The organism is Rhizobium sp. 57MFTsu3.2 (assembly GCF_012932765.1).
In the GTDB taxonomy this organism is placed as follows: domain Bacteria; phylum Pseudomonadota; class Alphaproteobacteria; order Rhizobiales; family Rhizobiaceae; genus Rhizobium; species Rhizobium altiplani.
Map to the genome: position 1 here is coordinate 149140 of NZ_JDWI01000010.1, position 26685 is coordinate 175824.

The 26685-nt window shown below is 57.1% G+C and carries 27 protein-coding genes and 4 pseudogenes; 19 read left to right on the plus strand and 12 right to left on the minus strand.

The features are described 5' to 3' along the window. The first annotated feature begins 10 nt into the window (after positions 1 to 10). Positions 11 to 247: a hypothetical protein gene (locus tag AF71_RS13485; RefSeq protein WP_169681720.1), complete on the plus strand. Its 237-nt coding sequence runs from the start codon at positions 11 to 13 to the stop codon at positions 245 to 247. A 201-nt stretch (positions 248 to 448) separates the two neighbouring features. Further along, a complete protein-coding gene (locus AF71_RS13490; protein ID WP_169681721.1) occupies positions 449 to 595 on the plus strand; it encodes a hypothetical protein in 147 nt (48 codons plus the stop codon). Between the two features lie 15 nt (positions 596 to 610). Here the strand turns inward: AF71_RS13490 and AF71_RS13495 are convergent, their stop codons facing one another. The 3 genes from AF71_RS13495 to AF71_RS13505 all read right to left on the minus strand — a co-directional run bounded on the left by AF71_RS13495 (position 611) and on the right by AF71_RS13505 (position 3345). Next, entirely contained in the window at positions 611 to 1459 is an 849-nt protein-coding gene (locus tag AF71_RS13495) for a PhzF family phenazine biosynthesis protein (protein WP_192241796.1), read from the minus strand. Between the two features lie 423 nt (positions 1460 to 1882). Further along, positions 1883 to 2536, minus strand: a complete 654-nt coding sequence (locus tag AF71_RS13500) for an HD domain-containing protein (protein ID WP_169681722.1) — start codon at positions 2534 to 2536, stop codon at positions 1883 to 1885. Between the two features lie 368 nt (positions 2537 to 2904). Beyond that, entirely contained in the window at positions 2905 to 3345 is a 441-nt protein-coding gene (locus tag AF71_RS13505; RefSeq protein ID WP_169681723.1) for a helix-turn-helix domain-containing protein, read from the minus strand. 104 nt (positions 3346 to 3449) lie between these two features. Between AF71_RS13505 and AF71_RS13510 the strand changes: the two genes are divergently transcribed. Further along, a complete protein-coding gene (locus tag AF71_RS13510; RefSeq protein WP_169681725.1) occupies positions 3450 to 4694 on the plus strand; it encodes an MFS transporter in 1245 nt (414 codons plus the stop codon). A 392-nt stretch (positions 4695 to 5086) separates the two neighbouring features. After that, positions 5087 to 6283, plus strand: coding sequence for an MFS transporter (locus tag AF71_RS13515; RefSeq protein WP_169681727.1), 1197 nt, complete (start codon positions 5087 to 5089; stop codon positions 6281 to 6283). 121 nt (positions 6284 to 6404) lie between these two features. Here the strand turns inward: AF71_RS13515 and AF71_RS13520 are convergent. Beyond that, positions 6405 to 6743, minus strand: a pseudogene (locus AF71_RS13520) (integrase core domain-containing protein); the annotation flags it as partial. A 441-nt stretch (positions 6744 to 7184) separates the two neighbouring features. Here AF71_RS13520 and AF71_RS13525 point away from each other — a divergent pair. Next, on the plus strand, positions 7185 to 8162 hold the full coding sequence (locus AF71_RS13525) for an antitoxin Xre/MbcA/ParS toxin-binding domain-containing protein (protein ID WP_348644131.1): 978 nt from the start codon (positions 7185 to 7187) through the stop codon (positions 8160 to 8162). Between the two features lie 298 nt (positions 8163 to 8460). Here the strand turns inward: AF71_RS13525 and AF71_RS13530 are convergent, their stop codons facing one another. Beyond that, positions 8461 to 8793, minus strand: a complete 333-nt coding sequence (locus AF71_RS13530; RefSeq protein ID WP_169681729.1) for a hypothetical protein — start codon at positions 8791 to 8793, stop codon at positions 8461 to 8463. 964 nt (positions 8794 to 9757) lie between these two features. Between AF71_RS13530 and AF71_RS13535 the strand changes: the two genes are divergently transcribed. Further along, a complete protein-coding gene (locus AF71_RS13535; protein WP_169681731.1) occupies positions 9758 to 10495 on the plus strand; it encodes an AraC family transcriptional regulator in 738 nt (245 codons plus the stop codon). A gap of 470 nt (positions 10496 to 10965) precedes the next feature. Continuing rightward, on the plus strand, positions 10966 to 13263 hold the full coding sequence (locus AF71_RS13540) for a PBP1A family penicillin-binding protein (RefSeq protein ID WP_169681732.1): 2298 nt from the start codon (positions 10966 to 10968) through the stop codon (positions 13261 to 13263). 524 nt (positions 13264 to 13787) lie between these two features. On the opposite strand, the gene AF71_RS13545 is transcribed toward AF71_RS13540, so the two are convergent. Together AF71_RS13545 and AF71_RS13550 are read right to left on the minus strand one after the other, a co-directional pair. Next, complete coding sequence (locus tag AF71_RS13545; protein ID WP_169681734.1) at positions 13788 to 15383, minus strand: methyl-accepting chemotaxis protein; 1596 nt, start codon at positions 15381 to 15383, stop codon at positions 13788 to 13790. A gap of 1 nt (position 15384) precedes the next feature. After that, positions 15385 to 15696 carry a hypothetical protein gene (locus AF71_RS13550; RefSeq protein ID WP_169681736.1) on the minus strand — a complete coding sequence of 104 codons (312 nt, stop codon included), beginning with the start codon at positions 15694 to 15696 and terminating at the stop codon, positions 15385 to 15387. 626 nt (positions 15697 to 16322) lie between these two features. Between AF71_RS13550 and AF71_RS13555 the strand changes: the two genes are divergently transcribed. The 5 genes and pseudogenes from AF71_RS13555 to AF71_RS13580 all read left to right on the plus strand — a co-directional run bounded on the left by AF71_RS13555 (position 16323) and on the right by AF71_RS13580 (position 18848). Next, positions 16323 to 16643: a hypothetical protein gene (locus AF71_RS13555; protein ID WP_169681737.1), complete on the plus strand. Its 321-nt coding sequence runs from the start codon at positions 16323 to 16325 to the stop codon at positions 16641 to 16643. 677 nt (positions 16644 to 17320) lie between these two features. After that, a pseudogene (locus AF71_RS13565) lies at positions 17321 to 17593 on the plus strand (DNA polymerase IV); the annotation flags it as partial. Between the two features lie 143 nt (positions 17594 to 17736). Beyond that, a complete protein-coding gene (locus AF71_RS13570; protein ID WP_169681739.1) occupies positions 17737 to 17958 on the plus strand; it encodes a hypothetical protein in 222 nt (73 codons plus the stop codon). Positions 17959 to 18270: 312 nt separating this feature from the next. Then, positions 18271 to 18549, plus strand: a pseudogene (locus AF71_RS13575) (acylphosphatase); the annotation flags it as partial. A 98-nt stretch (positions 18550 to 18647) separates the two neighbouring features. Further along, positions 18648 to 18848 carry a cold-shock protein gene (locus AF71_RS13580; RefSeq protein WP_153272531.1) on the plus strand — a complete coding sequence of 67 codons (201 nt, stop codon included), beginning with the start codon at positions 18648 to 18650 and terminating at the stop codon, positions 18846 to 18848. Positions 18849 to 19104: 256 nt separating this feature from the next. On the opposite strand, the gene AF71_RS13585 is transcribed toward AF71_RS13580, so the two are convergent. Both AF71_RS13585 and AF71_RS13590 read right to left on the minus strand, forming a co-directional pair. Beyond that, positions 19105 to 19344: a phospholipase gene (locus AF71_RS13585; protein WP_169681742.1), complete on the minus strand. Its 240-nt coding sequence runs from the start codon at positions 19342 to 19344 to the stop codon at positions 19105 to 19107. Continuing rightward, complete coding sequence (locus tag AF71_RS13590; protein WP_169681744.1) at positions 19332 to 19865, minus strand: AAA domain-containing protein; 534 nt, start codon at positions 19863 to 19865, stop codon at positions 19332 to 19334. The genes AF71_RS13585 and AF71_RS13590 overlap by 13 nt, the downstream gene beginning before the upstream one ends. Here AF71_RS13590 and AF71_RS32245 point away from each other — a divergent pair. Then, on the plus strand, positions 19845 to 20081 hold the full coding sequence (locus tag AF71_RS32245; RefSeq protein WP_348644132.1) for a transcriptional regulator: 237 nt from the start codon (positions 19845 to 19847) through the stop codon (positions 20079 to 20081). The genes AF71_RS13590 and AF71_RS32245 overlap by 21 nt on opposite strands. 163 nt (positions 20082 to 20244) lie before the next feature. Here the strand turns inward: AF71_RS32245 and AF71_RS31325 are convergent, their stop codons facing one another. Together AF71_RS31325 and AF71_RS13600 are read right to left on the minus strand one after the other, a co-directional pair. Next, entirely contained in the window at positions 20245 to 20724 is a 480-nt protein-coding gene (locus AF71_RS31325; RefSeq protein ID WP_210258255.1) for a hypothetical protein, read from the minus strand. 318 nt (positions 20725 to 21042) lie between these two features. Then, positions 21043 to 21876 (minus strand): DUF4118 domain-containing protein, encoded by an 834-nt coding sequence (locus tag AF71_RS13600; protein WP_169681746.1) that lies wholly within the window; start codon positions 21874 to 21876, stop codon positions 21043 to 21045. 208 nt (positions 21877 to 22084) lie between these two features. On the opposite strand from AF71_RS13600, the gene AF71_RS13605 reads away from it, so the two are divergent. Together AF71_RS13605 and AF71_RS13610 are read left to right on the plus strand one after the other, a co-directional pair. Next, a complete protein-coding gene (locus AF71_RS13605) occupies positions 22085 to 22855 on the plus strand; it encodes a hydratase (protein ID WP_169681748.1) in 771 nt (256 codons plus the stop codon). 10 nt (positions 22856 to 22865) lie between these two features. Next, the gene (locus tag AF71_RS13610) at positions 22866 to 23195 is read left to right on the plus strand and encodes a hypothetical protein (protein ID WP_169681751.1); all 330 of its coding nucleotides are present in this window, start codon (positions 22866 to 22868) and stop codon (positions 23193 to 23195) included. 67 nt (positions 23196 to 23262) lie between these two features. Here the strand turns inward: AF71_RS13610 and AF71_RS13615 are convergent, their stop codons facing one another. After that, positions 23263 to 25161 carry a potassium transporter Kup gene (locus AF71_RS13615; RefSeq protein ID WP_169681753.1) on the minus strand — a complete coding sequence of 633 codons (1899 nt, stop codon included), beginning with the start codon at positions 25159 to 25161 and terminating at the stop codon, positions 23263 to 23265. Positions 25162 to 25211: 50 nt separating this feature from the next. On the opposite strand from AF71_RS13615, the gene AF71_RS13620 reads away from it, so the two are divergent. From AF71_RS13620 to AF71_RS13635, 4 genes and pseudogenes are all read left to right on the plus strand, one after another. Continuing rightward, positions 25212 to 25352, plus strand: a complete 141-nt coding sequence (locus AF71_RS13620) for a hypothetical protein (protein ID WP_169681754.1) — start codon at positions 25212 to 25214, stop codon at positions 25350 to 25352. Positions 25353 to 25455: 103 nt separating this feature from the next. Continuing rightward, positions 25456 to 25659, plus strand: a complete 204-nt coding sequence (locus AF71_RS13625) for a cold-shock protein (protein WP_029792702.1) — start codon at positions 25456 to 25458, stop codon at positions 25657 to 25659. A gap of 302 nt (positions 25660 to 25961) precedes the next feature. Continuing rightward, a complete protein-coding gene (locus AF71_RS13630) occupies positions 25962 to 26195 on the plus strand; it encodes a hypothetical protein (RefSeq protein WP_169681756.1) in 234 nt (77 codons plus the stop codon). 133 nt (positions 26196 to 26328) lie between these two features. Then, a pseudogene (locus AF71_RS13635) lies at positions 26329 to 26550 on the plus strand (hypothetical protein); the annotation flags it as partial. Positions 26551 to 26685: the final 135 nt, after the last annotated feature.

The window sequence follows — 26685 nt, forward strand, 5'->3', positions numbered from 1 at the left end:
AGGAAAGTGGATGTACGCATATCGCCTGAATGTGATCACGCTTCTCTGGTCTTCATCCGGCCGGGACCGCGGTAGCAGTGCGTTTGGACGCCGCCATCAGCCAGGCAAAAGCGCGCCGCCATCGATGTGGTCGCCTTACGGGCTGCCGAGCTACCATGTCGTCCAGGACGTGCCGTCGCTCAGGGTTATTGGCGACGGTCTCTGGCAACGCGTGAAGATGCGTAAGGAAAACTGGCGCGATGGCTAGGACAGAGCGTCATCCCGCTGGGCCGGGGGTTCAGTCCGCACACGTGCCAAGAATTGGCGTCATCAGTTGCACATGTGCATCGATCCGCTAAAGAACCTCCGCGGGAACGGCCTCTCGCTCTGGCTGCGATCGCCATAGTTTATTCACCCGCGCGACGGTCTCGGCAACCGCTCTGAGAACGGCAGCTTCCCGGCGTGCGCGATGATCGTCGTCCGTGACACCGTCATGGGTTTTGACATGCCGCACGAGCAGCTATCCGCGCGTGTGATTTTCGAAGTAACGATAGCTCATCTCAAATCCGACTTTGCGAAAATCATCGATAGCGATGCGATCATGGCGGCCAGCTAGCTTATAACCAGCACTTTAAAGGGATGCGACGCCCTCTATGCAAGTTGTAACGTCGCCACCGACCCAGATCCGATCTTCGACCAGCTCCACATGAACACGTCCTTCCCGTCCAAGGACGGTACCTTGGCTGGCAATGTATGATGAAGAAGCGATGCCGTTACCAATCAACCATTGAGCGATGCCTGCATTTAAGCTGCCGGTTACCGGGTCTTCAAAACCGGCCGCGGAAAAGGCACGCACCTCGAAATCCGCTTCCCGCCCATCCTTTGTTAGATCCCAGGGGGCAACGACACCGACCCGTAATCCAGACAGGATGGCGAAATCCGGACGAAGCGCGAGGACGTCAGCCCTGGATCGCAGTTGGACAGCGAGCCAGCCAGGGCCATTGTCCACCCAGTTGGCATCGACGATGTCATCGGTTGTCAATCGCAGACCTTTGAGGACTAGCGTCAGTGTGTCGAGTTCCACCGGGCCTGATCGCCGCAGTTCGGGGGCTTCGAAAGAAAGTCGTCCATTGTTGCGCCGAATGTGGACTAGTCCCGCCTCGCACTCCTGGACAATCTCACCACTCTTTGGCCTTCCACCGGACGACAGCCATGTGTGGCAGCTCCCCAAAGTGGGGTGGCCTGCGAAGGGCAACTCAGCAACGGGTGTAAAGATGCGAACGCGGTAATCGGCATCTACCGACCTCGGCTGTAGAAGGAAAGTCGTTTCGCTAAGGTTCGTCCAGCGCGCGAAAGCAGCCATCTCAGATGCGGTCAAGGAATCTGCTCCAATGACAACCGCCAGCGGATTGCCCAGCAAAGCTTTGGAGGAAAAAACATCAACCTGCTGGAATGAAAATTTAGTGATTTCGTGTCTCATTACGATGTCCTGGTGCCTTAATGTATGCAGCGTTTTGGGGCAGATTGGTTTAACGCCCGGTTTGGGGCAGCATTTGTCGCTATTTATAGCGCAATCAGGTCGTCCCACCCAATCGCTGGTGACGTCCGTTTTGGGGCAGCGGCTCCGCCGCAGGCGGGACCCCGACCCGCGAATGGTTAGGGAGCAAAGCCGCTCGATCGCGCTGTTAATACCGGCATTTCCCCCACGTCCATCATTTCAGCTGTACGGTGGGAGACATCGCCCAAAGGGGATTCAGGACCCATGCCCACAAAGAAGGAGCACCGATCGCCTGTTGCGCTGGAACAGCGCGACGTAAGCGCCGACCTGGTTTTCGACACCGGCAGCGCCTGAACGACAATCGTCCCAGACCGCGGAAGTGCTGTGGCCGAGATGACCACGGCATCACGCGTCCGCTTTCGACGCAGGCGCTGGGGCAAGGATGCCTCGCTCGACAGCAAGTTCTATGAGCCTTGTGCTGAGGCTTCCCAAGGTCTCGGAGGCCACGCCGATCGGCCGCATACGTCGATGCACGTCGGTTGTCGTGACACCGGCGGCGGGCCAGGTGCCGCCGTCCGTGAAGTAGTTGTGCAACAAGGGCTGCAAGCGATCGATGGCGTTTGCGAACCGTGATTCCGCAGAAACCTTCGCCTCGAAATCGTCCCACAGCGCCCGGAACTCTTCCGCCTGGTCCTGGGGCAGCAATGCGAATATCCGCTGGGCAGCCTTCAGCTCCCTTTCGGCCTGATTGGCGGCACCGACGCTATCGTAGGCAAAGGTGTCCCCGGCATCGATCTCCACGACATCATGGATGAGCAGCATCCTGAGCACACGCAGAATATCGACAGGTTCGTCGGAATGCTCAGCCAGCACCATCGCCATCACCGCCAATTGCCATGTGTGCTCGGCGTCGTTCTCGACGCGCGAGCGATCCAGCAGAGGGGTTCTGCGCAAGACTGTCTTCAGCTTTTCGACTTCCAGAATGAAGGCCAGTTGCTCGGCAAGGCGCTGATTGCCTAGGAGGCATCCGATAGAATCCGCAGTCATTTGAATGGTCACATCAATACTCCATGGCGTTCGACACCCGCTGTCCATCGAGCTTCGGATGGTTCTGTATCGGCCCGTAGACAGTTTGTCGTGGATCCAATTAGCCTTGAGCGCATGCGAAGGAAAGATGCCCGAAACTCTCGGGTGAAGCGCCTGAGCGGAACGACGCAAAATGAGCCTTGATCGCATTGGCCGTTTTCACCCTTGCTCCCTGGACGGCAGCCGTCCCTGATCCCGTTTCCTGAACGGAAAAGAACGACAGGTCGCTCAATCCAACGGTCGCCAGCACGACCGCTGTTGGCGGCCGAAAGGCGAGATTGACAGTAGACCGCTCTGCACCCGCAAGCTGCGGTCATACACACGCTCGTTCCCGAGCGACATCAGCCTGTTACCTGAGTGTCGCTCCAGACAAGAGAGCGACCATCGGCGGATCGGACCACAAGCCGAGCGACTGGCGCGCGTTTTTCTCGGTCCACAAGCGAGGAACGAGCCTCCCGGTCAGTGAACAGGTAATCTTCACCCCATTGTCGGAGTGCAACGATAACGGGGAACAGACCGCGTCCCTTTGCCGTGAGGACGTATTCGCGGTACGCGGTTCCATCCGAGGCTGGCACGGTTTCGAAAATCCCTCGCTTCGCAAGGTCGCGCAATCGGGTCGACAACACCCCTTTGCTTATGCCCAGCCCGTTCTGGAACTCGCCAAAACGACGCTTGCCGTCGAAAGCGTCGCGGATGATCAAAAGCGACCACCAGTCGCCGATTGCATCAAGAGAACGCGCGACCGGGCACCCGGCATTCCAAAGACTAACCCGTTTCACCATCGCTATCGATCTCCAATCCAAACTGGTTCTATCTTAGAACTAGCTTTGAGGTGAGCCAAGTGGTTTCAACGTCAAACGAGTTGAAACCACGAGGAGCAGCCACGATGAGTGAGAACACAGCAGATGCCGCGAACAGGGTTCCAGCACATGGGTTGTCGAGAGTACAGACGCTGATCATCGCGGTGGCAGCAGGCGTGAGTGTGGCGAATATCTATTACGCTCAGCCCCTGCTCGATCTCATGGCGCATGACCTCGGCATCTCGTCCTCCAGCATCGGTCTTGTCGTCACGCTGACGCAAGTCGGATACGGGCTGGGCTTGATCTTCATCGTGCCGATCGCCGATCTCACCGACCGCCGAAAGCTTACCATCATCCAAGGGCTGCTTTCGGCGATCGCTCTTATCGTCGTGGCGACGGCCGGGGCCAAGACGATACTGTTCGCTGGCATGAGCGCGGTCGGATTGCTGGCTGTTCTCGTTCAGATACTCGTTGCCCAGGCCGCGGCCCTGGCGACGCCGGTTCAACGCGCCGGCGTGGTAGGCACGGTCACCAGCGGCGTCGTAACCGGCATCCTCGCAGCTCGATCCGTTGCCGGCACGATTGCCGATTTCGGCGGATGGCGGACGGTTTATCTGACATCTGCGCTGCTCACGGTCGCGATCGTCGGTATCCTTGTGCAGGTGCTGCCAGGGCGAGCGGCAGAGCGGCATTCCGAAACATATCTCAACGCTCTCGTCTCCGTTCCATCCACGTTCCTGCGCGAGCCGATTCTGCTCTTTCGAGGCATTCTCGCGCTTCTGATCTTTGCATCCTTCAGCACGTTCTGGACCTCGCTGGTGCTTCCACTCAGCGCTCCGCCATTTTCCTATTCCCATACCTTGATTGGGCTGTTCGGATTGGTTGGACTGGCAGGTGCGATTGGAGCAACATCCGCTGGAAGACTTGCAGATAAAGGCTACGGTCGATGGACGACCGGAATTTCTCTTGCGCTCCTGCTCGCATCCTGGGGTCTGATCGCTTTCCTTCCACTCTCCATTTCAGTGCTGTTAGTTGGCGTGTTCGCGCTCGACTTGGCAGTCCAAGCCGTCCACGTGACCAACCTCAGCGTCGTGGTGAGCGTGCATCCGCACAAGAGTGGCCGCCTAATTGGAGGCTACATGATCTTTTACTCGATTGGCAGCGCTCTGGGTGCGATCGCCGCAACGGCAACCTACGCGCGGTACGGCTGGTCGGGGATTACCATCTTGGGAGCAGCTTTCAGCGGGTTTGCGCTCGCAGTGTGGATCTCCAGCCAGCTTTTCAGCGAACGCAGATCGAACAATCGTTCGGTCGAATGTCCCCACGGATGAGAGCTTTGGGCCGATAGCCGGATGCAGCCATATCCTGACTGTCACCATAAGCAGCCACTGCAATAGCATATCAGCCGTACTGTTCGGCATTCGGTCTAGCATTCAATCGGCTTCTCGCCAGCGTTCGCTCGCGAGCGAGTTTACATGGTCAACCGGCCCGGTTGAGAGCCTCTCTCCGGGGCCCGGCCAGCGACCGTGCGATGGTGGAAAATCTCGGTATGGCACAGCGGTGCCGGAGCGGGGGGCGTCCACCTCATCAGGTCAAGGTCAGCAAGATTCGGGTGGTTTACCTGGTGCTTTTATCGCCAACACTCTGCGGCGATAGAGAGTTAAGCGTGAGTGCCACGCCGATTGGCTCACTCGCATTGCGACACGAACGCTCGGAGTAAATGATGAACAAAGAGATATTTAAAAATGTAACGCAGCAACAAGAGTTACGAGGATGGGGGGGAGTTTGGTCACTATGCTTCGGAACCTTTGCTTTGGTATCGAGTGAACTCGCGCCGATCGCTGCTCTTCCTGTCATAGCTCGGGACTATGCGATAGACGCGGGATCAGTTGGCCTTGCAGTAACGCTTCCAGCCCTCGCGGCGGCCATCGCGGCACCTCTTTTCTGTTGGTCACAAGCAGACCGAAAGACGCTACTGCTGGCAATGATGCTGCTTACGTTCGTTGCCGATATGGTCGGCGCATTTAGTGGTGGTCTCACGCTTCTTTTGTTAGGGCGGTTAGTTCTTGGAGTATCTATCGGTGGCTTCTGGTCGATCGGAGCGACTTCCGCCGCGAGGTTGGTGCCACAGCATCTAAAAGGTCGAGCAATTGCGATCGTGTTCGGCGGAGCTTCCGCCGGCAGCGTCATCGGGTTGCCGCTTGCGTCCGCCATTATACAGGCACAAAGTTGGCGAGCAGCTCTCTTGGTTTTCGGCACTATCGCGATTTCCATCGCACTAGCCCAATTGTTTTTGCTTCCAAAACTGCAACCACAGAACAAATTCCATTATTCTTCTCTTTGGGAGCTTCTCCGCATGCCAAATTTCGCCGAGGGGCTGGCCGCAACCTCTCTTTTAATTTCGGGCCATTTCATTGCCTACACTTTCCTCGCTTCTCTCATTGGGGAATTGCAAGTACCCAATGGAATTTCTCCATGGGCGTTCTTTGCTTTTGGATGCGCAGGACTTATATCGAACACCATATCTGGAGAATACGTACAAACGTATTTTCGCCAAATGGCGCTGTTGTACTCACTTCTACTAGGTCTTTCACTGCTTGCGCTTACCCTTACTCACAGCTCTCTAGTGGCCGCATTCAGTATAATCGTGTGGGGAATTGCGTTCGGAGGTATTCCCATCTGCTTGCAGGTTTGGTTGCTAACGGCCGCTCAGGATCGCCGCGAAATCAGCGGAGCGGCGTTCGTCAGTGTCTTTCAGATTTCTATCGCGGTGGGAGCGCTCGCTGGCGGGTTTCTCAACGAGAGATTCAGCATTCAAGGCAACATGGTCGCCGGTTGCGCACTCGCGGGGACGACAGCAGCGCTTATCGTCATCGGCCGAATTGCGAAACGTCTTTCCGGCGAACTGAGCCGATCATAGGCGGGTCGTTCAAAAGATCTGACTGCTTACGAATTGGCCAAGATGTGAAGCGTCTGTACGAAAACCACGGCCTTCCAACTTAGAGGTAGCTCGGTTTGTCTGAACAGTTTTGGGCATTTCGCTAAGTGGATTTTCGCCTTGATTGTGCCGCGACTATCATTGGTGTCAGCGCGTTGAAGTAGGCCTGATCCGGCGTCTGTCGGTCAAGGGACGAATGTGGGCATCGGCTATTGTAAAAGGTCAGATATCGGCCGATGCCGACGCGGGCCTCGGATACTGTCTTGTCGGCGTGGAGGTAGACTTCCTCGTATTTGATCGAACGCCAGAGCCGTTCAACGAACACGTCGTCCCGCCACGCACCCTTGCCATCCATCGAGATGGCGATTTCCGCCTTCTTCAGCACGGCAGTGAAGTCCACCGAGGTGAACTGCGATCCTTGGTCAGTGTTGAAGATATCGGGGTCGAAAGCCCGTCCCGCGGCGGCGGGTGGGACTGTCAAGTGGCGTGGCGCGGAAGGTGGGAAGTCTTCTCGGGTCCGCTTACGGACTGGCGCCGAAGATGGACCGGCTTCACGGGCCGCTTGACCGGCCTGGCCGGCGATGACATGGGGCGGAAACAAACATGCGGCCCGGAACGGGCCGGGCCGCTCTCCTGACTCACTGCCCGGGGAGGGCCGTGTCATTCCGTTGCAGATTTCCCGAAGAACGCCTATTTTAGGTGGATTCACGGCGAAACTGCCGGCTTCAGCGCGTGGTGAGCCGCTAATATCGATTGACGAGAGGGCCACTCGACACTATGTCGAGAGCTAACAACTAATCCAGCGTCCTGAGAGACACGGGCTCCGGGCGGTTGGGGTAAAAAGCCGGCGCAAGCCGGTTTTTTTATGCCTTGGGGGTAGGGAGTGCCGGCGTTACGAACACGCGTCGATATCGACGGCTACAATCTTTACTACGGCTGCCTGCGCAAAACAGCGTTCAAATGGCTCGACGTTCTCGCCCTGTTCGAAACGCAAATCCTGCCGTCGATCCTCTATAGGCCAGCGCCGGGCGCCGAGCCGGCGACGATGACGCTGCATCCGGACAGCGCGATCAAGTATTTCACGGCCAAGATCATCGAAAGCGCTGCCAAGGGCGAAGATTCGGTGTCTTCGCAGGCCCAATACCACAATGCCCTGACGACGCATTGCGGTGGCAGGCTGTCCTTCGTGATGGGCCATTATTCTCTCTACAAGGCCAACCAGCATATCGTTCCCGCAGACGATCCAAAGCGCTGGCCACGCGATTGCGACAAGATCCAGGTCTGGAAACTCGAGGAGAAGCAGTCGGATGTGAACCTGGCGCTTCATCTCTACGACGACGCCCTGAGCGGCGAGGTCGACCAGGTGGTGCTGGTCACCAATGACACCGACCTTGCACCGGCTCTGGAGATGTTGCAGGCGCGTTGCCCCCACATCGTTCGCGGCCTGGTGATCCCGACGCGCAAAGTCGGCGCGGGCGGCGATCTTGAACGCGAGGCAAACGTGTCGCTGGCGAAGCTGGCTCACTGGGTCAGGCGGCATATCTCGGAAGATGAGTTGCGGGCGTCGCCGTTGCCGGATGTCGTCCCCGGCCGCCGGCGGGCCAGCATCAAACCGCATTCATGGTATGCGAAGCCGCATCACCTCACGAAAATGCTGGAGATGGCCCGCCCGGTGCTGCGCACCGAAGGCGAAATTTTGAAATGGGCGCGCAGAGAGAGCGTGCAACTCGGCGGCCGTCGACCGATCGATCTGATAGAGACGGATGCTGGTGCGGTCGAAGTGTTCGACTACATCGAAGCCTATATCCGCAAACAGCTCGACAGGGCCGGCGATCAGGACGATCTCTCCTCTCAATCCTGAATTTGACGGGTGGGAAGGGAGCGCGAGGGATGGGGCCTCAGGGGCATCCCTCGTCCTGGCCCACACCGCTTGGGTAGCGGTAAGGGACAGGCACACGCGCGCCGGGCTGATCGGCCTCCCTTGTAGGTCACAGTTCCTTCACTTGGGCAGACGAATGCGGGCGAGGACAGGTGGATGCGCCGCCTCATCGGCGCATATGCTCGCCTGCTCACGCCTTCAGCGCCGCCATCCTTTCGCCGAGGAGCCACAGAGCCTTGTTGAGCTTGATATCCTGATCGATGCCGTTGACGGCGCGATCTTACGAGCATCCCGGGCGAACCGGGCAAAGCGCGATTGATTGGCGCTCCAAAAGCTCGCCGTGGTCGATCAGCAACTTAGTCCAATTTCCGCAAGTAGCAGTTCCGATGAAACGGCCAATACTCGTTCTACTCAGCGTAACCCCCGCACTGCCCAGCATTCGCGCGTAGCAGCCTTCGGCATCTGTCGAGGGTATCGAGATGTGGAAAGTCAAGCTACGATCCTGTTGATGCGCCGCTAGAAAGGCTCGGATTGTGGGCGAGGCGGCATCGTGCACCGCATTGATAGTGGCGCACACCATATTTTCTGCAATAATTTTATCAAGTGACGACATTGCGCTTTCTTTCCGATTACAGGCCGCCAATATTTCGACAGCTCCTTAAGTGTTTCGGCCTGAGGTTTCCTCGTCCAGAGTAATTGCGTGAGCCGAAAACAGGCTAAAGCGAGCGATGACTTACAACTTCCAACCGGGATTTGGCGAATTACTTGCTCGCCTTCGATATGATCTTCGACGGCTCCCGTTTTACCGCAGCGTGACGATATTGATCGTGCGACTGCATCATTCACCCTATCAACGCCGTAGCGATCAAGCCTGCACGCATGTGAAGATCCTCTGATGCGGTGGAGCGCAAAAGCCTAAGCTGTCAGGCGGCTTCAGTCGTTGTTCCTGCCTGGACGAGACTGACCGCCGTTCGGAGTTGCGACCGGTCGTTGAAGAGCTTAGTCGCCGGTTCTGCAAAATGATCCGGACATGACACGGACAAAATTCGCTTCGTCGATGCCACGGCTTTCGACCACGCATTCGAGACAGTCCTTTCGTCTGGAAAATGAGGTCCGGCCGGTACCCCTCGCCGTTGTTTTGACGAGATGTAGGGTTTGCTCGTCCCAACTACCACGAGCCGGATCCATAGGCGGGTAGCCGTACGAGTCGAAGATCCACCATAGTGGATCGCGCATTACGGGATCAATTCCAAGTACGCCATGCGCGGAGAAGACTGATCCATCGCTTCGTTCCTCACGGCAATCGCACAACAGGAATAATCGGGGCTCGTCCCAGTGAAACCACCACGCGGTCTGAGTTGGCCCAGCGCCTCCCCAGGGGTTTGAATGGATTGTCCCCCTCCCTTCCCACCGACCGAGAAACAATTCGAGCTTTTCTCGCTCGTGCTCAATCGCTTCCATGACAAGTTTCCGAAATCTGACAGTGGACAACCGATATAGGGGTTGGCTATATACGTCAATAATAATCATTTTTTTATTAATCTCGCCAAGCGGCCGAGTCTAGTAGGGACTTCGATATGATAACGATGCGGGATTTTCACCGCGAAATGAGTCCGTACAAAATGAAACACAGGCATGCCGAAGGGCAGCTTTTTCTCCTTCGGAAAGGTCTGTGCAATTTTACGACGGCAAGTAGCGCTTGGCTGATGACGCCCTACAAGCCCTGCTGGATACCGCCAAACGAAGTACATGAAACCGAAACGCTGGGACATGTAGAAGGCACAAGTTTTATGATCGACGAAAACCTGTGCAGGAGGCTTCCTAGTTCCTCGTTCGTGATGAAAGGGACAAACTTGATCTTGGCGGTCGTAGATAGGCTGAGGACGGTTACCCGTTCCAGTCTACGCGAAGGCAACTTGTTCGAAGTTCTGCTCGATGAAATAGCAGAAGGCGAGCCCGATCGGCTGCATTTGCCACTTCCTCGAAATCAGGCCCTCCGCAACCTGGCGTCCGCAATCTACAACCATCCAAACGACCGACGCAGCATGGAGGAATGGTGCACGAAGCTGGACATACCAGGCCGCACATTCATCCGCCGTTTCAAAGACGAAACGGGGCTTACCTTTGTTGACTGGCGCCGCCGGTGCCGCATTATCCGGGCAATTGCGATGATGCGCGAGGGCCACGGGATAGACGCAATCGCTACCAAGGTCGGCTACCACAGCGCGAGTTCGTTTATAACCTCTTTCCGCCGGATGACAGGAACGTCACCGCATCAATTCGCTATTGAGAATCAACTTCGCGTCGGCCACTAGATTCAAGCCCGATACGGTTCGTTTGCCTACGTCCCGATGAACGCATGGTTGCCAACACAATCACAAATACATCACACACCAGTCGCCACACTGACCAGCCAACGACGGATTGTCGTTTCTTCTGCTTCCGTGAAGCCCTACGTCTTTTTCGATTCTAGCAGACACAGATTTGCTCGCACCAACCCACTTGTTGCGAACTGGCGCCAGCGCGGCAAACCCACCATTTTTGCAAATTTTGCGATCGATTACGGGTCCTCCTCCTATGCAGGTCGATCAGCGCTTCGCAATGAAACCTTGGCAGCGACAAGATCGAAGCCTAAACTCGGCGAAAAAAATGTGGACAGCCCCCCACATTGTCAGCGCAACCAATAACATCACGTTCATGTAGAGGAAGGTAAGAGTGGCCGCCCCGCGCGTTGCAACTCCACCAAGGCGCGCTATCTTATGAACCAATCGTTGAGCGGTAACCTATGCCACGCCCTTCAAAATCCTCTATTGCGCGTGCCAGTGGCGCCGACAAGGAACCGAAAGCGGAGGCAAGCCTCGCACACGATCCCAGTTCTCACGAGCAAGAAGGATCCGGGTCGTTCACTCAAACCGATCAGCCCCCCTCTCCTAGAACTTTTAGCGAGAGCAGGCAGGCAGTCTTCAATCTTTGCCGTGCGCTCCGCCACGATCTGCATGCATTCTTCACCTCGGCCAAGGTGACGGCAAAGGCGGGAGCTTCCCAACTGCGGACGAAACTTAAGGCTTCGAAGCGAGCGTCTGTCAGACCGGTTGCTATTCGTCGCTGGTTGGCGATTGCACTTCCGAAAACCTTCACGCGTGTTCGCAGTCTTTTCATGGAGCTGATCAGACGCAGCCGGCAGGCATGGCTTCACACCAGCGGACTGAAGATCACGGTCGCATCCATTTTTGTTGCCTTCGTGCTGTTTGGAAGCAGCCTGTTGGTGTGGGCGCTGAAAGATGTTCCCTGGAGCGAGATCCGCGCCGGAACGCTGAAGCCCATCGTGGTTTTGGAAACTTCAAATGGCGAGCCGTTGGTCAGACAGGGGCCCTACCAAGGCCCCTACGCGCAATACGAAGCGTTTCCACCTCATCTGGTCGATGCCGTCCTGTCGATCGAGGATCGGCGGTTCATGGATCATTTCGGTATCGATGTCCGAGGTATCGGAAGGGCGCTGGTACGAAATTTCGCGGCTGGTTCGGTCGTCGAAGGTGGCAGCACGATCACGCAGCAACTAATCAAGCTGCAATACCTCGACAGCGACCGAACGATAAAGCGAAAGATCCAGGAGTTCGTGATCGCCATTTGGCTGGAGTGGAAACTGGGCAAGAAAGAGATCCTCACGCGTTATCTGAACACCGCCTATCTTGGGGCCGGCGCAACGGGGATGCCCGCGGCCGCGCGGATATATTTCAACAAGGACATTGGTGCGCTCGACTTGGCCGAATCGGCAATGCTTGCGGGATTGCTGCGAGCACCGAGCCAGTGGAATCCGATCGACAATTTCGAAGGCGCCCGGCAACGGACCTCGGTCGTTCTCGACACGATGGTTGCCAACAAAAAGATTGCAGCGTCGGTAGCAGAGAGCGTTAGAGCGCGGTTTGCTGAGTTGCATCCGACGGCACCTCCGCCGCGCGCCGGAAGCTGGTTTGCCGACTGGATCTCGCCCCAGGCGAGCGAAATCGCCGGAACATCGCCGGGATCGACCACTGTCCGCACCACGCTCGTTCCACACCTGCAGCAGATCGCTGAAAGGGTCGTCAAAAGAGCTCTGGACACTGAAGGAAAAACTAGGGGGGCGTCGCAAGCGGCATTGGTTGTGATGATGCCAGACGGAGCCGTCGTTGCGATGGTCGGGGGTCGCGACTACAAACAAAGCCAGTTCAACCGGGCGGTCACGGCGATGCGGCAACCGGGCTCGACTTTCAAACTGTTCGTCTATTATGCAGCCCTCAAGGCCGGCTTGGGCCTAACCGACCAAATCCTGGATGCCCCGATCGAGGTCAATGGATGGTCGCCGGAGAATTCCAGTGGCCGCTACCGCGGCTGGGTCACACTCGCCGAGGCATTCGCGCGGTCGCTCAACGCGCCCGCAGTGGCGCTCGCGCAGGAGGTTGGGCTCGACAAGGTGATTGCAGCAGCACGAGAACTCGGAATTAGTGCGCCGCTCGCCAACACGCCATCACTGGCTCTCGGCACATCGGAAATCAGCCTTCTTGACCTCACGAGTGCCTATGCATCCGTCCACCTCGGCAAAGCACCCGTTGAACCTTGGGGCATCGTTGATTTTCAGGCGTCGGGACACGAAAAGTCGTTTCGGGTTGGTCCACCGGCCACACCAGCCACTGATCTAGCGCAATATCAGCCTGATCTGCTTCGCCTGCTCCAGTTGGTCGTCGAGCGGGGCACGGGGCGCGATGCCGACCCTGGCTCTTTCGCAGCCGGCAAGACCGGCACGAGTCAAAATAATCGCGATGCTTGGTTCGTGGGTTTCACAGGCCCACTCGTTGCTGGCGTATGGGTTGGCAATGATGATGATACGCCGATGAAGGGCGTCACCGGCGGCGAACTTCCGGCGCATATATGGCGGGCTTTCATGCGCGAAGCACTGGCGGAGCCCGGGGCGAACCCACTTGTCGGTGCACAGGCCACACCACAGTCCTGCAACGTCAGGGCCTGCTCCCGTAGCTATCGTTCTTTCCGCCCGTCCGACTGTACATATCAGCCCTATTCTGGCGAACGGCGACTCTGCGAAAAGTGAACCCAGATGATGGGACTGATGGAGCTGACCGACGGTCTGTTCCACCTGCCTGTCGTGCTGCTCGCTCAGGCACTAACGGCAACGTACTTCCCTAATGTACCGCTAGCAGGCGGAGAGATTCGCCTATGAGAACACCGAGCGCGGCTTTGATGACGACAGCAACAGCGCGCACTATTCAGCCGAGGCAGCCAAGCTAGCCTTGTCGCGTACGATCGACTTCCTGAAGGTGACTTTAGGTTAGGTCGCCGCGGTACAGCCCGGCCAAAGCTGAAATCTGACGGCGGAGTCACTGTGCCATGTAGAGCTCGCACGGTCTTGAATGTCGTCGCAATCCCACTCCAGCGATCTCATCTCGCGTCGTCAACGAGCACCACGCGCAGCGTCGTACCGAAAACACTGGCGGCAATTCCTAGCCGACATCGACAGTCGGTCGCTTTGCACTCGAAGCGGACAGCTTGGCATCACCCTGTCATGGATGGCGGGTGACACTCACCTGCACTCGACCCAGTGCGCTTCAGCCACGGCTATGCCGCGGCCCGGATGCGATTGTGGGATGTGATTGCGCCAACCTTGAAACGTCGGATGAGCTGCTCAAGGACGTTCGCCTCATCGGCAACGAATCCAATGGCGGCCGCAGATTCTTCGACCATTGTCGCATTTTTTTGGGTGTTTCGGTCGATATCGGAAATTGCATTGCCGATGCCGTTAAGCTCAGTGGACTGCTGGCGTGAACGTTCAACGATCTCCGCAATGTGCCCGCTGATGGCCGCAACATCTCCAGCAATTCCGTGAAGCGCCTGGCCTGTCTTGTCGACCAATGCAACGCCGTGCTTGACGTGATCGGCAGATGCGCTGATCAGCGTCTTGATTTCTTTGGCAGCGGAAGCAGAGCGCTGGGCCAACTCGCGGACTTCCTGGGCAACTACTGCAAAACCCTTGCCAGCCTCTCCTGCGCGCGCGGCCTCTACCCCGGCATTTAGCGCGAGAAGGTTTGTCTGGAATGCAATGTCGTCGATCACGCCTATAATTTGGCTGATCTCCTGCGAAGAGCCTTCGATCTTGAGCATTGCGTCGACGGCGTGGGCAACGATAGCGCTCGAATCTTCGGCGCCGTCTTTCGCCTTGCGCACCATTGAACCGACAGTTTCCGCAAGTGTGCAGGTCTCGCGGACCGTTTCCACCGCATGGGAAAGAGATGCGGCGGTTTCGGATAGCGAGGCCGCCTGATTTTCCGTCCGCTGGGACAGATCGGAGTTGGCGTGGTTGATCTGCGCAGATCCGTTGCGCACTGAATTTGCAACGTCGCCCACCTGCCTCAAAACAGCGTCCAGCTGTTCGACAGATTCGTTGAAGGCATGACGCAAGTCGTTCAAATCGCCTTCGAGCTCTTCCGCGATACGCACGGTCACATCGCCCTTGGAAAGCTTGGAGAGCGCCGAGCGCAGGCAGGTAACAGCAAAGGTGACTGAACCATGTGCCTTGGCCCGCAACTCTTCCTGGGCCTCGCGCGCCGCTGCTGCTTTATTGTCAGCGTGCCGAGCCATTTCCGCCATTTCTGTCGCCTTGCGGCCCGCCGCCTGGGCCTGCGCAACGGACCGCTCCGCTATCGCGAAGGCGGAGACCATGGCTGACGTGAGAGCGATCAGCGCGCCAGCCTGCAACACAAGAACGGCGGCATGGAGAACCACCCGATTGAAATACGACTCCCCAGGAAACACGGCGAGAGGAACGGCGACATAGAGAACGAGGTGATGCAACGCCACGAGCCCGGCAAATGCGACGATCGCGCGCCAATCGACCCACGCTGCGCAAATCGCCAACGCCGCGAAGAAATACATATGCAAGTCGATCTGCAGCGGCGAGCCTTCGAAGCCATAGACGAGAAAGCCTACGCTGGTGGCCATGGCCATCGAGGTGACAATTCGGGTTGCAGGGCCCGAGCGGTCGCGCCACCATGTGAAGCTGGCCGTGATCGTTATGATTGCGGCAGCAATCACCGAAGGCAGGTCGAAACTTTCCGGTCTGACCAAATTTCTGACGGTTAGCGCGGCAAGATTGATCCAGAGCAAACCAACAATTCCGAACGAGGCGCGTGTGCGCAATTTTTCCAAAGCATCCATCTTAGGCTCCTGCCCGGCAGCCGACTGCCAGAATGTGATTGAGAACGAGAATGGCGCCGGCGCTACGCAGGCGTTCGGGAAACCCGGCTGTGTCCGAATAGGCGACAGCGAGCCAAGGGCGGGCACCAGCCAGGACAAAAGCTCCTCCTGCCTGGCCGACAACATCCATCATATGGGACGGAGGCAGACGCGGATCCGTCACCACCAGGACGAATGGCCCGCGCGGCAGCGAAAGTGCACCGAGGAATAAGCCTGCAAAGAGAAGGGCGTAGAGGGCGATCTGTCGCCAGCAAGATTTTTCGGCATGCGTCATTCAAGTATTCATGTGTTCGCATCGGCGCTCGCTTCGCACTCGCGGTTAATGCCACGCACCTGGCCCGCGCCGTTCCCTCAAATTAGCGATATATGGTTTACGACGCATTAAGCCGCTGCGTGATGCCCCGATGAGCGGCGTAAGGATCCTCAAGGTCCGGCATTCGCATCGAAACCGTTCCGCTCGGCCCTTCCCGATCACTCCAGGCTAACTCCGCATTCCAGGGCCGGTGATCTGTGACCGATGTATTTACTGGTGGGGTAGCCGAAGAAGAGGGCTCCCGCTTGACGGTACGACGCTGGATAATGCTGTTGACGCCGCAGACCTGCTTCACGCCAAGGACCTCTTCCACCGGTGCAAGATCGACAATCGCGCACGAGCCGACATAACGAGACCAGAGCGACCATCATGGATCCTCTAAGGGACTCCAGGCCACACCTTAGGTACCGTCAATCCGTTCGGCATCGGTGTACCGCTGGTGGGCACAAGGTTTGATCAGGAAGAGCATTGTATGGCCCTGAGGGGCGCTGGAAGGTGGTGGCAGTCTGATCGAGCTACCCTCCGGCAATAGACTTCGCCCAACAAGGGCCCTACTTCAAAGCTGAAGAGCAATCGACGAGAGCCTCATGGTCAAGCAAATAGCACTACTTTCTGCTATTCTTCTAAGCTGCACTTCTTCAGTGTTTGCGGTCGCCGCAGCTGATAGGGAAGCCGCGGAAAAGTTCTGCCGAGAACTTGACGTTGGCGCAGACGGAGTTTGCATTGTTAACCCCGACAAGAAGTTGATTTCTATCAAGCGTCGGGTTTATGGGGAAACCGAACTGCCGGATTGTGGCAAGATCGCCGACATGGGCAACAGCGTCTTTCCGACTAAGGCTGGCTGGACCCTGACGATTGAGGTGGATGCGGACGGTAGACGCCAATCAGCCTCTTGTGTCTTTGATTGACTTCAAGGGATGTCGCATCTGATCGAACATCCTCACGAATATTGGGCTCGACCAGACTTGAGCGGATACGAACCGCGACCCTCACATTGCAACTGGCGAGCAGCGAGCGTTTGTCCGAGTACTACTAGAGCTTGGGCGGTTTGGGACACGCCAGATGGCGCAGTATGAGCAACCTGCGGAAGCCCGCGGGCTGGAGCCGGAGCAGCGATCAACTGCGGCACCAACCGGACGCATCGCACCGTGATCGAGCTTCTAGCCATTATGCCTCTCTGCGCCGCAGGCTGCCAACGATGGTGCTGATTTCTTCCTCCAGATGCCCCCTGTCGCTTGGCATTTAATCGGAGTCTTCCTCACTTTGTGTGATGATCATGAGCGGTAGCGTGCGCGCTCTGAAGAGCTCCGCGCCCGCTCTGCCGTACATCGCACGTTTGATCGTCTTCAGGCGGTTGATCTGGCCTTCCGCCTGGCCGTTGCTCTAGGGGAGTTTAACGGCGTTGCGGACGGCGCCGATGTCACGGTGGAAGACCCGCGCGAAAGGTCGGGCTGTCTACCGATGAACTCTACGGCTTCTTGACGACGGATCCGAATGCGTTGGTGAAGCCGATCCACGAGAAGGCGATGGATGCGGGCCGTGGGACGAGGCGATGCACTCGGCCCGGCCGCTCCCAGACCACGCGCTGATCGCCAAGGTCTGGCGATATTGCGAAGCCAACGCTATCAGGGCGAAGACCGCCACGATGAAAGTGAAATACGCTGACTTCACGCAGATCACACGGGCCAGGACAGGCGAAAGGTCTTTCCTATCGGCCGGAGAAATTGAAGAGACTATCGCCTTGCTGCTCAAGCCCGACTTCCCGCCGCCAAAGGGCCTTCGATTGCTGGGCGTCACCCTATCCTCGCTTGAGAGAGCAGATGACCTCCCGACAGACCAGGTGCTTTTGACGCTCTGACCTGCCGACAACAAGATCAACGATGTTTCGGCGTCCGGTCGCTGTGCCCACTCATCCTTATCCTCTTTGTGGATAATGAACCGAGCAATGGTCATATTTCAATTTCCTGATATCTTGCCCGCATTGTGTGGGGAGTAGACGTTATGAAGAGTTTGGTTCCAGACGCATTTTACTGGGCGCGATCAGACAGGCACACCGATGGCCGGACGACGATCGTGCAAGTGTCTACGATTTTTGGCGAGGATCCAGACTTCTGGACCTTGGCGTTAGTCGGCTCCGATCAGCATCACATGATAAGTGATTTCGAGATCATCGCGTTCGTTGAGCCGCTGGAAAGCTACTCGTTGCGCCAAGCCGCCGAGTAGCGGCGGGGATTGTGATCTCCGCCGGTCCCTAGGACCAGTCCTCGGCCGCAAAAGTGGTATCCACCGCAAAACCCCTGCCGCTCAAAAGAAAGCCCTCGCAGGAGAACGAGGGCCGCAATTTGATCCGTCGCAAAGGGGGTGACAGTAAACGCACTCTTCTTTTGTGCATGCAGTTATATTTGAAACTGCTTAATAAATCGAAAGTGTTCCACAGACCGCCAGCGAGCGCCCACCTGCCGCCACAGCCTCCTCCCGCGCTTTGTTCAAGCCGAGCTACATTTTACGCGAGATCGAGGTTCCATCAGGAGCCCCATGAGTCCCGATCTGTTTGCTTTTCACGTCAGGATAACCGGGAAGGTTCAAGGCGTGAGCTATCGTGCCTGGACGCGCGATCAAGCGGTCCAGCTCGGACTAACGGGCTGGGTCAGGGACCAGGGTGATGGGTCTGTGTCCGCCCTTATCGTTGGAACGTCGAAGGCAGCGTCGGTAATGCTGGAGCGGTTCTGGGACGGACCATCCGGTTCGAGCGTCAGCGCCGTTGATCCGCAGGCGAACACTTTGGACCGAACTCCAGATCATTTCGTGATAACCCCTAACGAGAAAGTGGAAGCCAGCTGTGTGCGTTGCTTGCTTGCGATTGCTCGCCGGTCTATGACTTCACCTCCAAAAGCTGGCACTAGGAGAAGTTTGTGGCGAATGGCACTGTAAAGTTTTTCAATCAGGACAAGGGCTTCGGCTTCATCACGCCGGACAATGGCGGCCCGGATGTCTTCGTGCATATCTCTGCAGTACAGGGTGGATCGCTGCGTGACGGCCAGAATGTCAGCTACGACCTGGGTCAAGATCGTAAGACCGGAAAGTCCAAGGCCGAGAACGTCCGTCCGGCCTGATCGAGATCAATGGTAAGAAGGGCTGGCTCGAAATCGTTCGGCCCTTCTTCGTTTGCTCACACTTTCACTCGCGTCCGAAATTATCCCGGAGCGTTGGTGCTCAGTTAGGCGTACCTTTTCCGATGCGGACCTTAAGCTCGAGGTCTGCTGGAGTGGAGGTGAAAATGAAGCAATTGGAAGATCTTCAAACAGTTACCTTTAATCTGCAAGGTGAGGCAAGCCCTATCGCCTGCCACTCAAATCGCACGTATAGCGATTACGCCTCCCTGCGCCGAAGGCTGCCAACGATAGTGCTGATCTCTTCTTCCAGATGCCGTCCTCGATAAACGAACGACGTCTCGTGGCGCGCATATTGGCCATGTCGATCGGCGCTGAGCCAGTTGTAGGAGCCGATGCAAAGAGTATCAGTGTCGATCGCCACGATCTTGCTGTGCAATTTCGGAAGCTTGTGCAGCCGAACGCCAATCCGTGAAAAGGCCTTCTCTACGGCTTCCATCTAGTCAATCCATCAGGAGCCTGGCCTTGGTTGAGCAGCGGATCAGCGAACACGTCGACTTTGGCGCCCCGCTGGATGGCGGCTTCGAAGGCCGCAAGGATTCCGACTCGTTCCATCGTTGATACGATCACCCACGGGCTGACGATGGTGTAGCGGCGGCCGGCACCGGACAGCGCATCCAGCAGGAAAGCATCATGCCCAGCTGCATCTCGCAGCATTTGAATCTGACTGCTCCCCTGCTTCAGGTCCTCGCGCGGCTCGACCGCAAACTCAAGCGCGTTCTTCTCTGACGCGAACAGGAAGTCCGCAAGGATAGCTCTTGGCGACCCGGCTTTCGCTGCCGACATAACATCCATATCGCCAAATACCAGACAACTGTTCTGTGCCCGTGAGACCGTCACGTTTAGCATGCTGGGTGAGGCGTCGATGAAACCACCGTCAGCATGTTTCGAGTAGACGGGCGAGAAAATCACAATTGGTCGTTCGGCGCCCTGCAGCGCGTGCACTGTTCCTATGGTCATGCCATCGCGCCCTTCGACCGCAATCCTTCGGCCGACGGTATCGACCGTTCCTATGTCGGGCGAGTTGAACGGGGTGAAGAGAACGTCACGGTGGCCCTAGAGGCTTTCGCATTTGTTCTTTCGGTCGGGGTTGCAGCCCTGTTTAAAGAAATTGGTCCGCATGAGGGAAAGCCCAAACCGCTTCGCTCGGGCCGCAAACCTAAGGGAAGCGACTAGGGCTCAAGTGAGGTCGTGCGTGTGGTGGGTGGTCGAATAAGAGGCCGGCGACATGGCGACGAGCGCTTGCCGCTCTTGATGGGATTCGAAGGAAGTCCCGGAAAATAAAACAGCGCAAGCGTCTGAAATTTCGAACTTTGTAGCGTAGGTTCACAACCGCAGTTTACGAACGATGTTGAGCAGCGGCAGCGCCCAAGAGGCCGCGTGCGTCTTTGCCGTGGTAGCCGCGCTTGAACGAAGCGATTTCCTGCTTTTGCGGTATCGTTATCACGATAAAGCGCTTATCGGGCTCCGGTCCATCATCAATGGCGAAGTCGATCACCCAGACAGTCATCGATGAACCACGGCATAGGACCATCAGAAGTTCCACATCCGCGTCTTCTTCGTCCGTTGGCTGAAATGGAAGCTCGTAAACAAAGGTTTCCTGAAATGGCGTTCCCTGGAGACTGTCAGTGAACCACCTCCACGCGGATGAGAAATCGATCGGAAACGGTGGCATCTCCAGGTTCAAGTGCACAATATCTCTGCTGAAGATAACCTCACCGTCGTAATAGGCGTGGATGCCAAGTGAATACTCGGACTCACTTACGTGGTTCGCGAGTGTCCTTCTGAGCTTCTCCAGGGTTGACGACTTTTCGAACATTAGCACCTCCGAACCTAAGGAAATGGGCGCCGGAGGGAATATGTCCAGTCATAGCAGTGTTGACAACCTGAACCTCCATAAAGCCTTGACCACTCGGCGACGGGCTGGCATCCCGAAATGGCCGACGAAAATTGGCAGACAGCGCCCTATCCGGCTTCGCACTCGACCCCGAGCGCTGCATGATGATCGCCGCCTATAACGTGAACGGCGTCATCGGCTCGGCACCCTAACGATGACCTGTTGACAATTGGAGGGATCCGCGATCGGCGGATTCGAAGCCATTGACGCGACTGCGCCAGAACACACCGCGCAGCCGAGCTACTCCTTGTAGCGTTCAATCGAGGCTGCAAGGATCAGCGCAACCGTCTCCATCAACGCACCAACATTCGCCGGTCGACGACCCGGATCGAAGGCGACGCCGATCGCGATTGTCTGGTCCACGGTCGCTGGAACAGGCCAGAAGTCAAAGCGAGAGTTATCGAAGGGGTAGACATCCGCCGCGACCAACGTGTTCGACCCGGATGCCGCTCTCGCCGCATCTATTTCCAAATCAGTCAGCCGTGAATCACTTACGACCTCCATTTCATCATCTGGACCGATGTAAATGATGGCGACCGGTCTCTGGAGCACATCCGCAAGCGTTGCACGCGTGATACTCTTCGCCTGCTCCACGGAAGTCGCCGCAATCATCTGCCTCGTATAGGCTTTCAGTTTTCCCAATTGCAGACGGAAGCGGTCGAGTTCCGACTTGTCGCGCCGGTTCGACGACACGAGGGTGCTGGTTATACAGCCGATGACGAAGAGTAGTACGATCGCCCAGATATTGGCGGTGTCCGCTACCGCAAGCGAGAACCGGGGTTCGGTGAAGAAGAAGTTGTAGGCAAGTGCTCCGAGAAGCGCTGAAAACAACGCCGGGCCAAGACCAAATGCGATACTGCTGGCGACGACAGGCAGAACATAGATTAGCGAAAGGTTGGGAATGGTTTCGTAGCGATCAAAGCCGGCGGCAACCGCCGTTGCCAACCCCGCCAGGACCAAGGAAGTGAGATACTGGAGCAGCAGCGGCATATCTGAAAGACCAAGATCATTGGCGACATCAGGCGTTCTCGCAGCGCCAGTTGCAGATTGGGACAGCTCGCTGTTCAAGGACATGGATAAATCCTCCTACCAGACAAAAGTGGGCCGGAATGGATTTGAATTCCATGTGGGAGCAAATGAAGATTTATAAGCGCCGCATAAGTGCAGCTCTCGAAGCCGTCATCATTATGAGATTTTAATTTCTGCGAGCTCGCGTTCGCATGGATCCCTGACGCCGGAACGACCATCTTCAACAGCCATCTTAGGAATTGGAGTCTCGAAGATGTATTTCGAACTTAAGGACGCCACTGCCGATATCCTTGCCAAGAGCCGACGCCGCGAGGATCTTTGCGATCTTCCGCTGAACCTGATTACCTCGGAAAAGGAAGCGTACGACATCCAGGCAATAGCACAGGACGCGCTGGGCTTTGAGAGAAAGGGCTATGCGATCGTCGGTACGAGCGACGCGTCGCGGCGGATGTTAGGTTTGACAACGCCGGTCTACGCTGAAATTCCCTCGTTCACGTTTCTGGAAGGAATAAAGGAGTTCCGGCTTCCACCTGAAACGATAGGAGTCCAGTGTGAGTTCGTGTTCACCATGCGCCGATCCTACCCGGAGCCAGGAGAGGTGATAGACATTAGAACTGCCCACGACGCCATTCTTACCTGTCGGCCGGCCATTGGGATCATTGGCCGCAGGACACGCCGGACGTTCATTGGCTACTATGCGGCGATCGCGGACTTCGGCCTGCATGTCGCAACGATCTGCGGCGATCCTGTTCCACGCTTCCCGCCCAGCGAAGTTTCCAGGATCGACCTTACGACGTTTCTCTTCAAGCATACCGTCTTTTCGGGGAAGGCGACATCGGTGATGGGTGACCCGCTGAATGCCGTCACCTGGCTCGCAGCCGAGCTTGCGGCAAAGGGACGACAGCTCGAGCCGAACGAGATCGTCGCAACTGGCTCGTGTACGAAAATTCTTCAGGTCTGGCCGGGCGAGCATCTAGCGGCCGATTTCGGCCCGCTCGGCCAGATCGAGTGTATCTTTACTTGATCAGGGCCGAATGGAGATTCCCGAAAAAATAGCCGAGGCGAAATCAGACGACGACCGTCATATCCAGCTAGCCAGTGCCAAACGTGCGGGCGATCCAAGCGGCGAAAACGGGGATCTGGTCGGCTCCGCGCCAGACCGCGGCCCAGATGAAGGTGTTGAATGGCATTGGCAGAAAGAACACGACGACGGCCAGCCAGTCTGGATACCCAGATTGGACGATCAGGATCGCAAGGCCCGTGGTCACCAGATTGAGTACGGTCCCACACACGAACATGTCACGCCACAGGAGCACTTTGATCGGAACGCGATCCCGGCTCCGTTCTCTGAGATACCGCAATAACAATGCCAGACCGCCTTCCTCATCTTCGCAACAAGCTTGCGCAACTGCATCGGTGGATTGAAGGACCTCAGATCACCATCTGCTCCCCGAGCTCGACGACGCGGTTGCTTGGAAGCTGGAAGTAGTCTGAGGGATCGATGGCAAAGCCCGCCATGGCGATAAACAGTTTGTCTTGCCAGTGCGGCATGCCGGTGTTCGGATCGCCGACGAGCTTGCGCTTGCCGACGTAGAAGGATGTCGACATGATCTCGAAGTCGAAGCCAGCCTTGCGGCAGAGCGGCAGGGCGGCGGATATGTTCTGGTCCTCCATGAAGCCGTAGAGCAGCTGGATCGAGGTGAATCGGTCTGAAAGCTTCCTGAGGGTCACTCTGTCGTCCTCTGAGACATACGGCCGCGGGGCCGTCTTCACGTTGAGAATAACGTTATGCTGGTGAAGGACCCGGTTGTGCTTCAGATTGTGGAGCAGGACATTGGGCGTCATGTCGGGCAGGCTTGATAGGAAGACGGCGGTTCCCGGAACCTGGACCGGCCCATGATCCGACCTCCGTTCGAGCGACGCAAGGAAACGCTCGAGGGGAACGTCATTGTTCGCAGCCTTCGCTCGGACGAATTTTGTCCCCTTTCTCCAAGTCCACATCATGACCATCAACACGCCAGCAATCATGACTGGAACATAGCCGCCATCGTGGATTTTCAGCAGATTGGCCCCTAGGAACACGCTCTCGAGCAGAAGAAGCGGTAGGAGGACCAGGAGAGCCGTCGGCACCTTCCAGCCCCATACGACTCTAAGAAACTGGAACGACAAGACAGTGGTTACGACCATCGCGCCGGTAACGGAAATTCCGTAGGCAGTCGCAAGCGCTTCCGAAGATCCGAAGGTAGTAATCAGTGCGAGCACGCCGATCAGCAGGACGACGTTGACGGCGGGAACGTAGATCTGGCCCGTGTTGGAAGCGGAAGTGAAACAGATCTCCAGCCGTGGCAAAAATCCCAGATGAATTGCCTGACGGGCAAGCGAGAAGGCGCCGGTGATCACGGACTGGCTCGCGATGATAGTCGCAGCGGTCGCGAGAAGGACTGCGGGAAGCAACGCCCACTCCGGAAACATCAGGAAAAACGGGTCGGTGGCGGCAGCCGGGTCGCTCAAAACGAGAGCACCTTGGCCGAGGTAGTTGAGCGCAAGCGATGGAAAGATCACGACGAACCATGCTACCTGGATCGGCTTGCAACCGAAGTGCCCGAGGTCGGCGTAAAGGGCTTCCGCTCCCGTGACCGTCAGGAAGACCGCACCCAAAATGACGAGGCCAACGAAGCCGGCATGGGTGAGGAAATCCAACGCATAGTATGGGTTGATGGCCAGGAGAATTGTCGGATCGTCGGCGATGTGCAGAAGGCCAGCAATACCCATGACGACGAACCACAGCAGCGTGATCGGGCCAAAGAATTTGGCGACGATTGCCGTGCCGATTGACTGTATAAGGAACAACAGGAGCATGATCGCCACTGCGATCGGCAGGACATACGGCGCAAAGATGGGCGTGACGAGTTTAAGCCCCTCCAGTGCCGAAAGCACCGACAGGGCCGGCGTTATCATGGCGTCGCCGATGAAGAGCGCCGCCCCGATAATGCCCGCGAAGAAAAAGATGGTTGCGTGCCGGCTGGTCTTCTTCATGAGCAGTGCCAGCAGGGAAAGTGTGCCGCCCTCCCCGTCGTTATCCGCTTTCAGGAGAAAGAGGACGTACTTGAAGGTGACGATAATGGTGAGAGTCCAGATCATCAGCGAGATGAGCCCGATCACCTCGTGCGGCGCAACGCCGTCATGGGCAAATGGCCGGAGAGCTTCCCTAAAGGCGTAGAGCGGACTTGTCCCGATGTCGCCATAGACGACACCGATCGCGCCGAGGACAAGAACCGCCAGCTGCTTCGAATTCTGATTGTCATTGCCTGCATGCGCGGTGGCGGTCATGAATATCTCGCGGTTGCTTGAACCGCAGATATGGGGCCGAATTGTTAAATTTGAATGCCGTGGTAGAGTACGGCCTCGCAGACCATCGGGCGAGGGAGTCGGTCGTCTCACACGCCGACAAGGGGGCTCTGATCGACAAGGCCCAGACGTCGGTCGAAGACGTGCTCGATACGAAGCGCTTCTGGAGATAGGGAACCCGTTCCGGCGGCTGGCTTACGTCCGAAAACACGTTGCGGGTGGAACCACTGACCGTTATGAATCCCCTTCAATCAACATGCTGCTTCGGAGACCGCTGTGGCGAACGGGACTGTAAAGTTTTTCAATCAAGACAAGGGCTTCGGCTTCATCACGCCGGACGGTGGCGGCCAGGATGTATTCGTGCACGTGAGCGCCGTACAGGGATCCACGTTGCTACGCGAAGGCCAGAAGGTTTCTTACGAGGTCGGCCAAGACCGCAAGACTGGGAAGTCGAAGGCAGAAAACGTCCGTGCTATCTGATGGTCGCGTGCTAGCGCGACCACTCTTGGCATGAAGGCCTGCAAGGCTTTGCATCTTGTGAGGATGATGGCTTTCAACTACCACGGAAGCTCCTTCGCCTGGCCCACCCCAGACGCAATCGTTCGGTCGTCGCTAGCGTGTCGAAGCCAAGCGATCTGCGGGCCTCGTCCGCGAGAGAACTGAGATGACGACGGCTCCAGCCGCGACGCCGAAAGGACCCAACGTCCGCAAAGGCAGAAGCGTCACTGTCGCGCTGGAACGTCGTGCCCTCGCCTGCGTTGCTCATGTAGACGGAGCGGCAGATGAAGTTTTTCTTCCACATCAGGGATATAGATGGCTATGAACGGGACGAGGACGGCGTTGAACTGCCATCCTTATCGGCCGCGATCAACGAAGCGAATGATGCCGCGAGGGAGATGGTGGCGGAGTTGGTGATGCAATCCGAGGAGATTGACGGTCGCGCTTTTGAAATTGCCAACGAGGATGGAGAGATCGTGAGGACGGTCGCGTTCAGGGATGTGATCAAGCTCGACTGATCAGGAATCCGTCGCCGCCCATCCTTCCGGATCGGAACGACCGCAAGGAGCTCACGTTTTGCGCGATGCAGTCTATTGCATATGACGTTTTTATGACAGAGTTTGTCGCATCACGTTCAAGAGGAGGGCAAACATGGGTGAAAAACGGAAACGAGTCTATGAAGCGCTTTTGGATGGCGCCACAGAAGGTCTTTCCGGCAAGGGGCTTTACGATTTCGTTTTGAAACGTTGCCCAAAGGCGACCAGCAAGAAGATTGTGCGTGCCTCGCTTCTGGCGCTTACCGATCCCCATGTAAGGGATCCGAATATCCTGAATACCATCTACGCGCTCGCCATAAAACACAGGATGGATGAGGTCGGCTCCGCCTACGATCCCGATGACGAGGAGAACGCTGCTGAGAAAACCCCAGTTCTGCGCAAGCTGAAAAAGAAAGCGGAATCGTCCGCCTATGCAGCCCTCCAGGCGCATCCGACGAGATTAGGAAGCTCG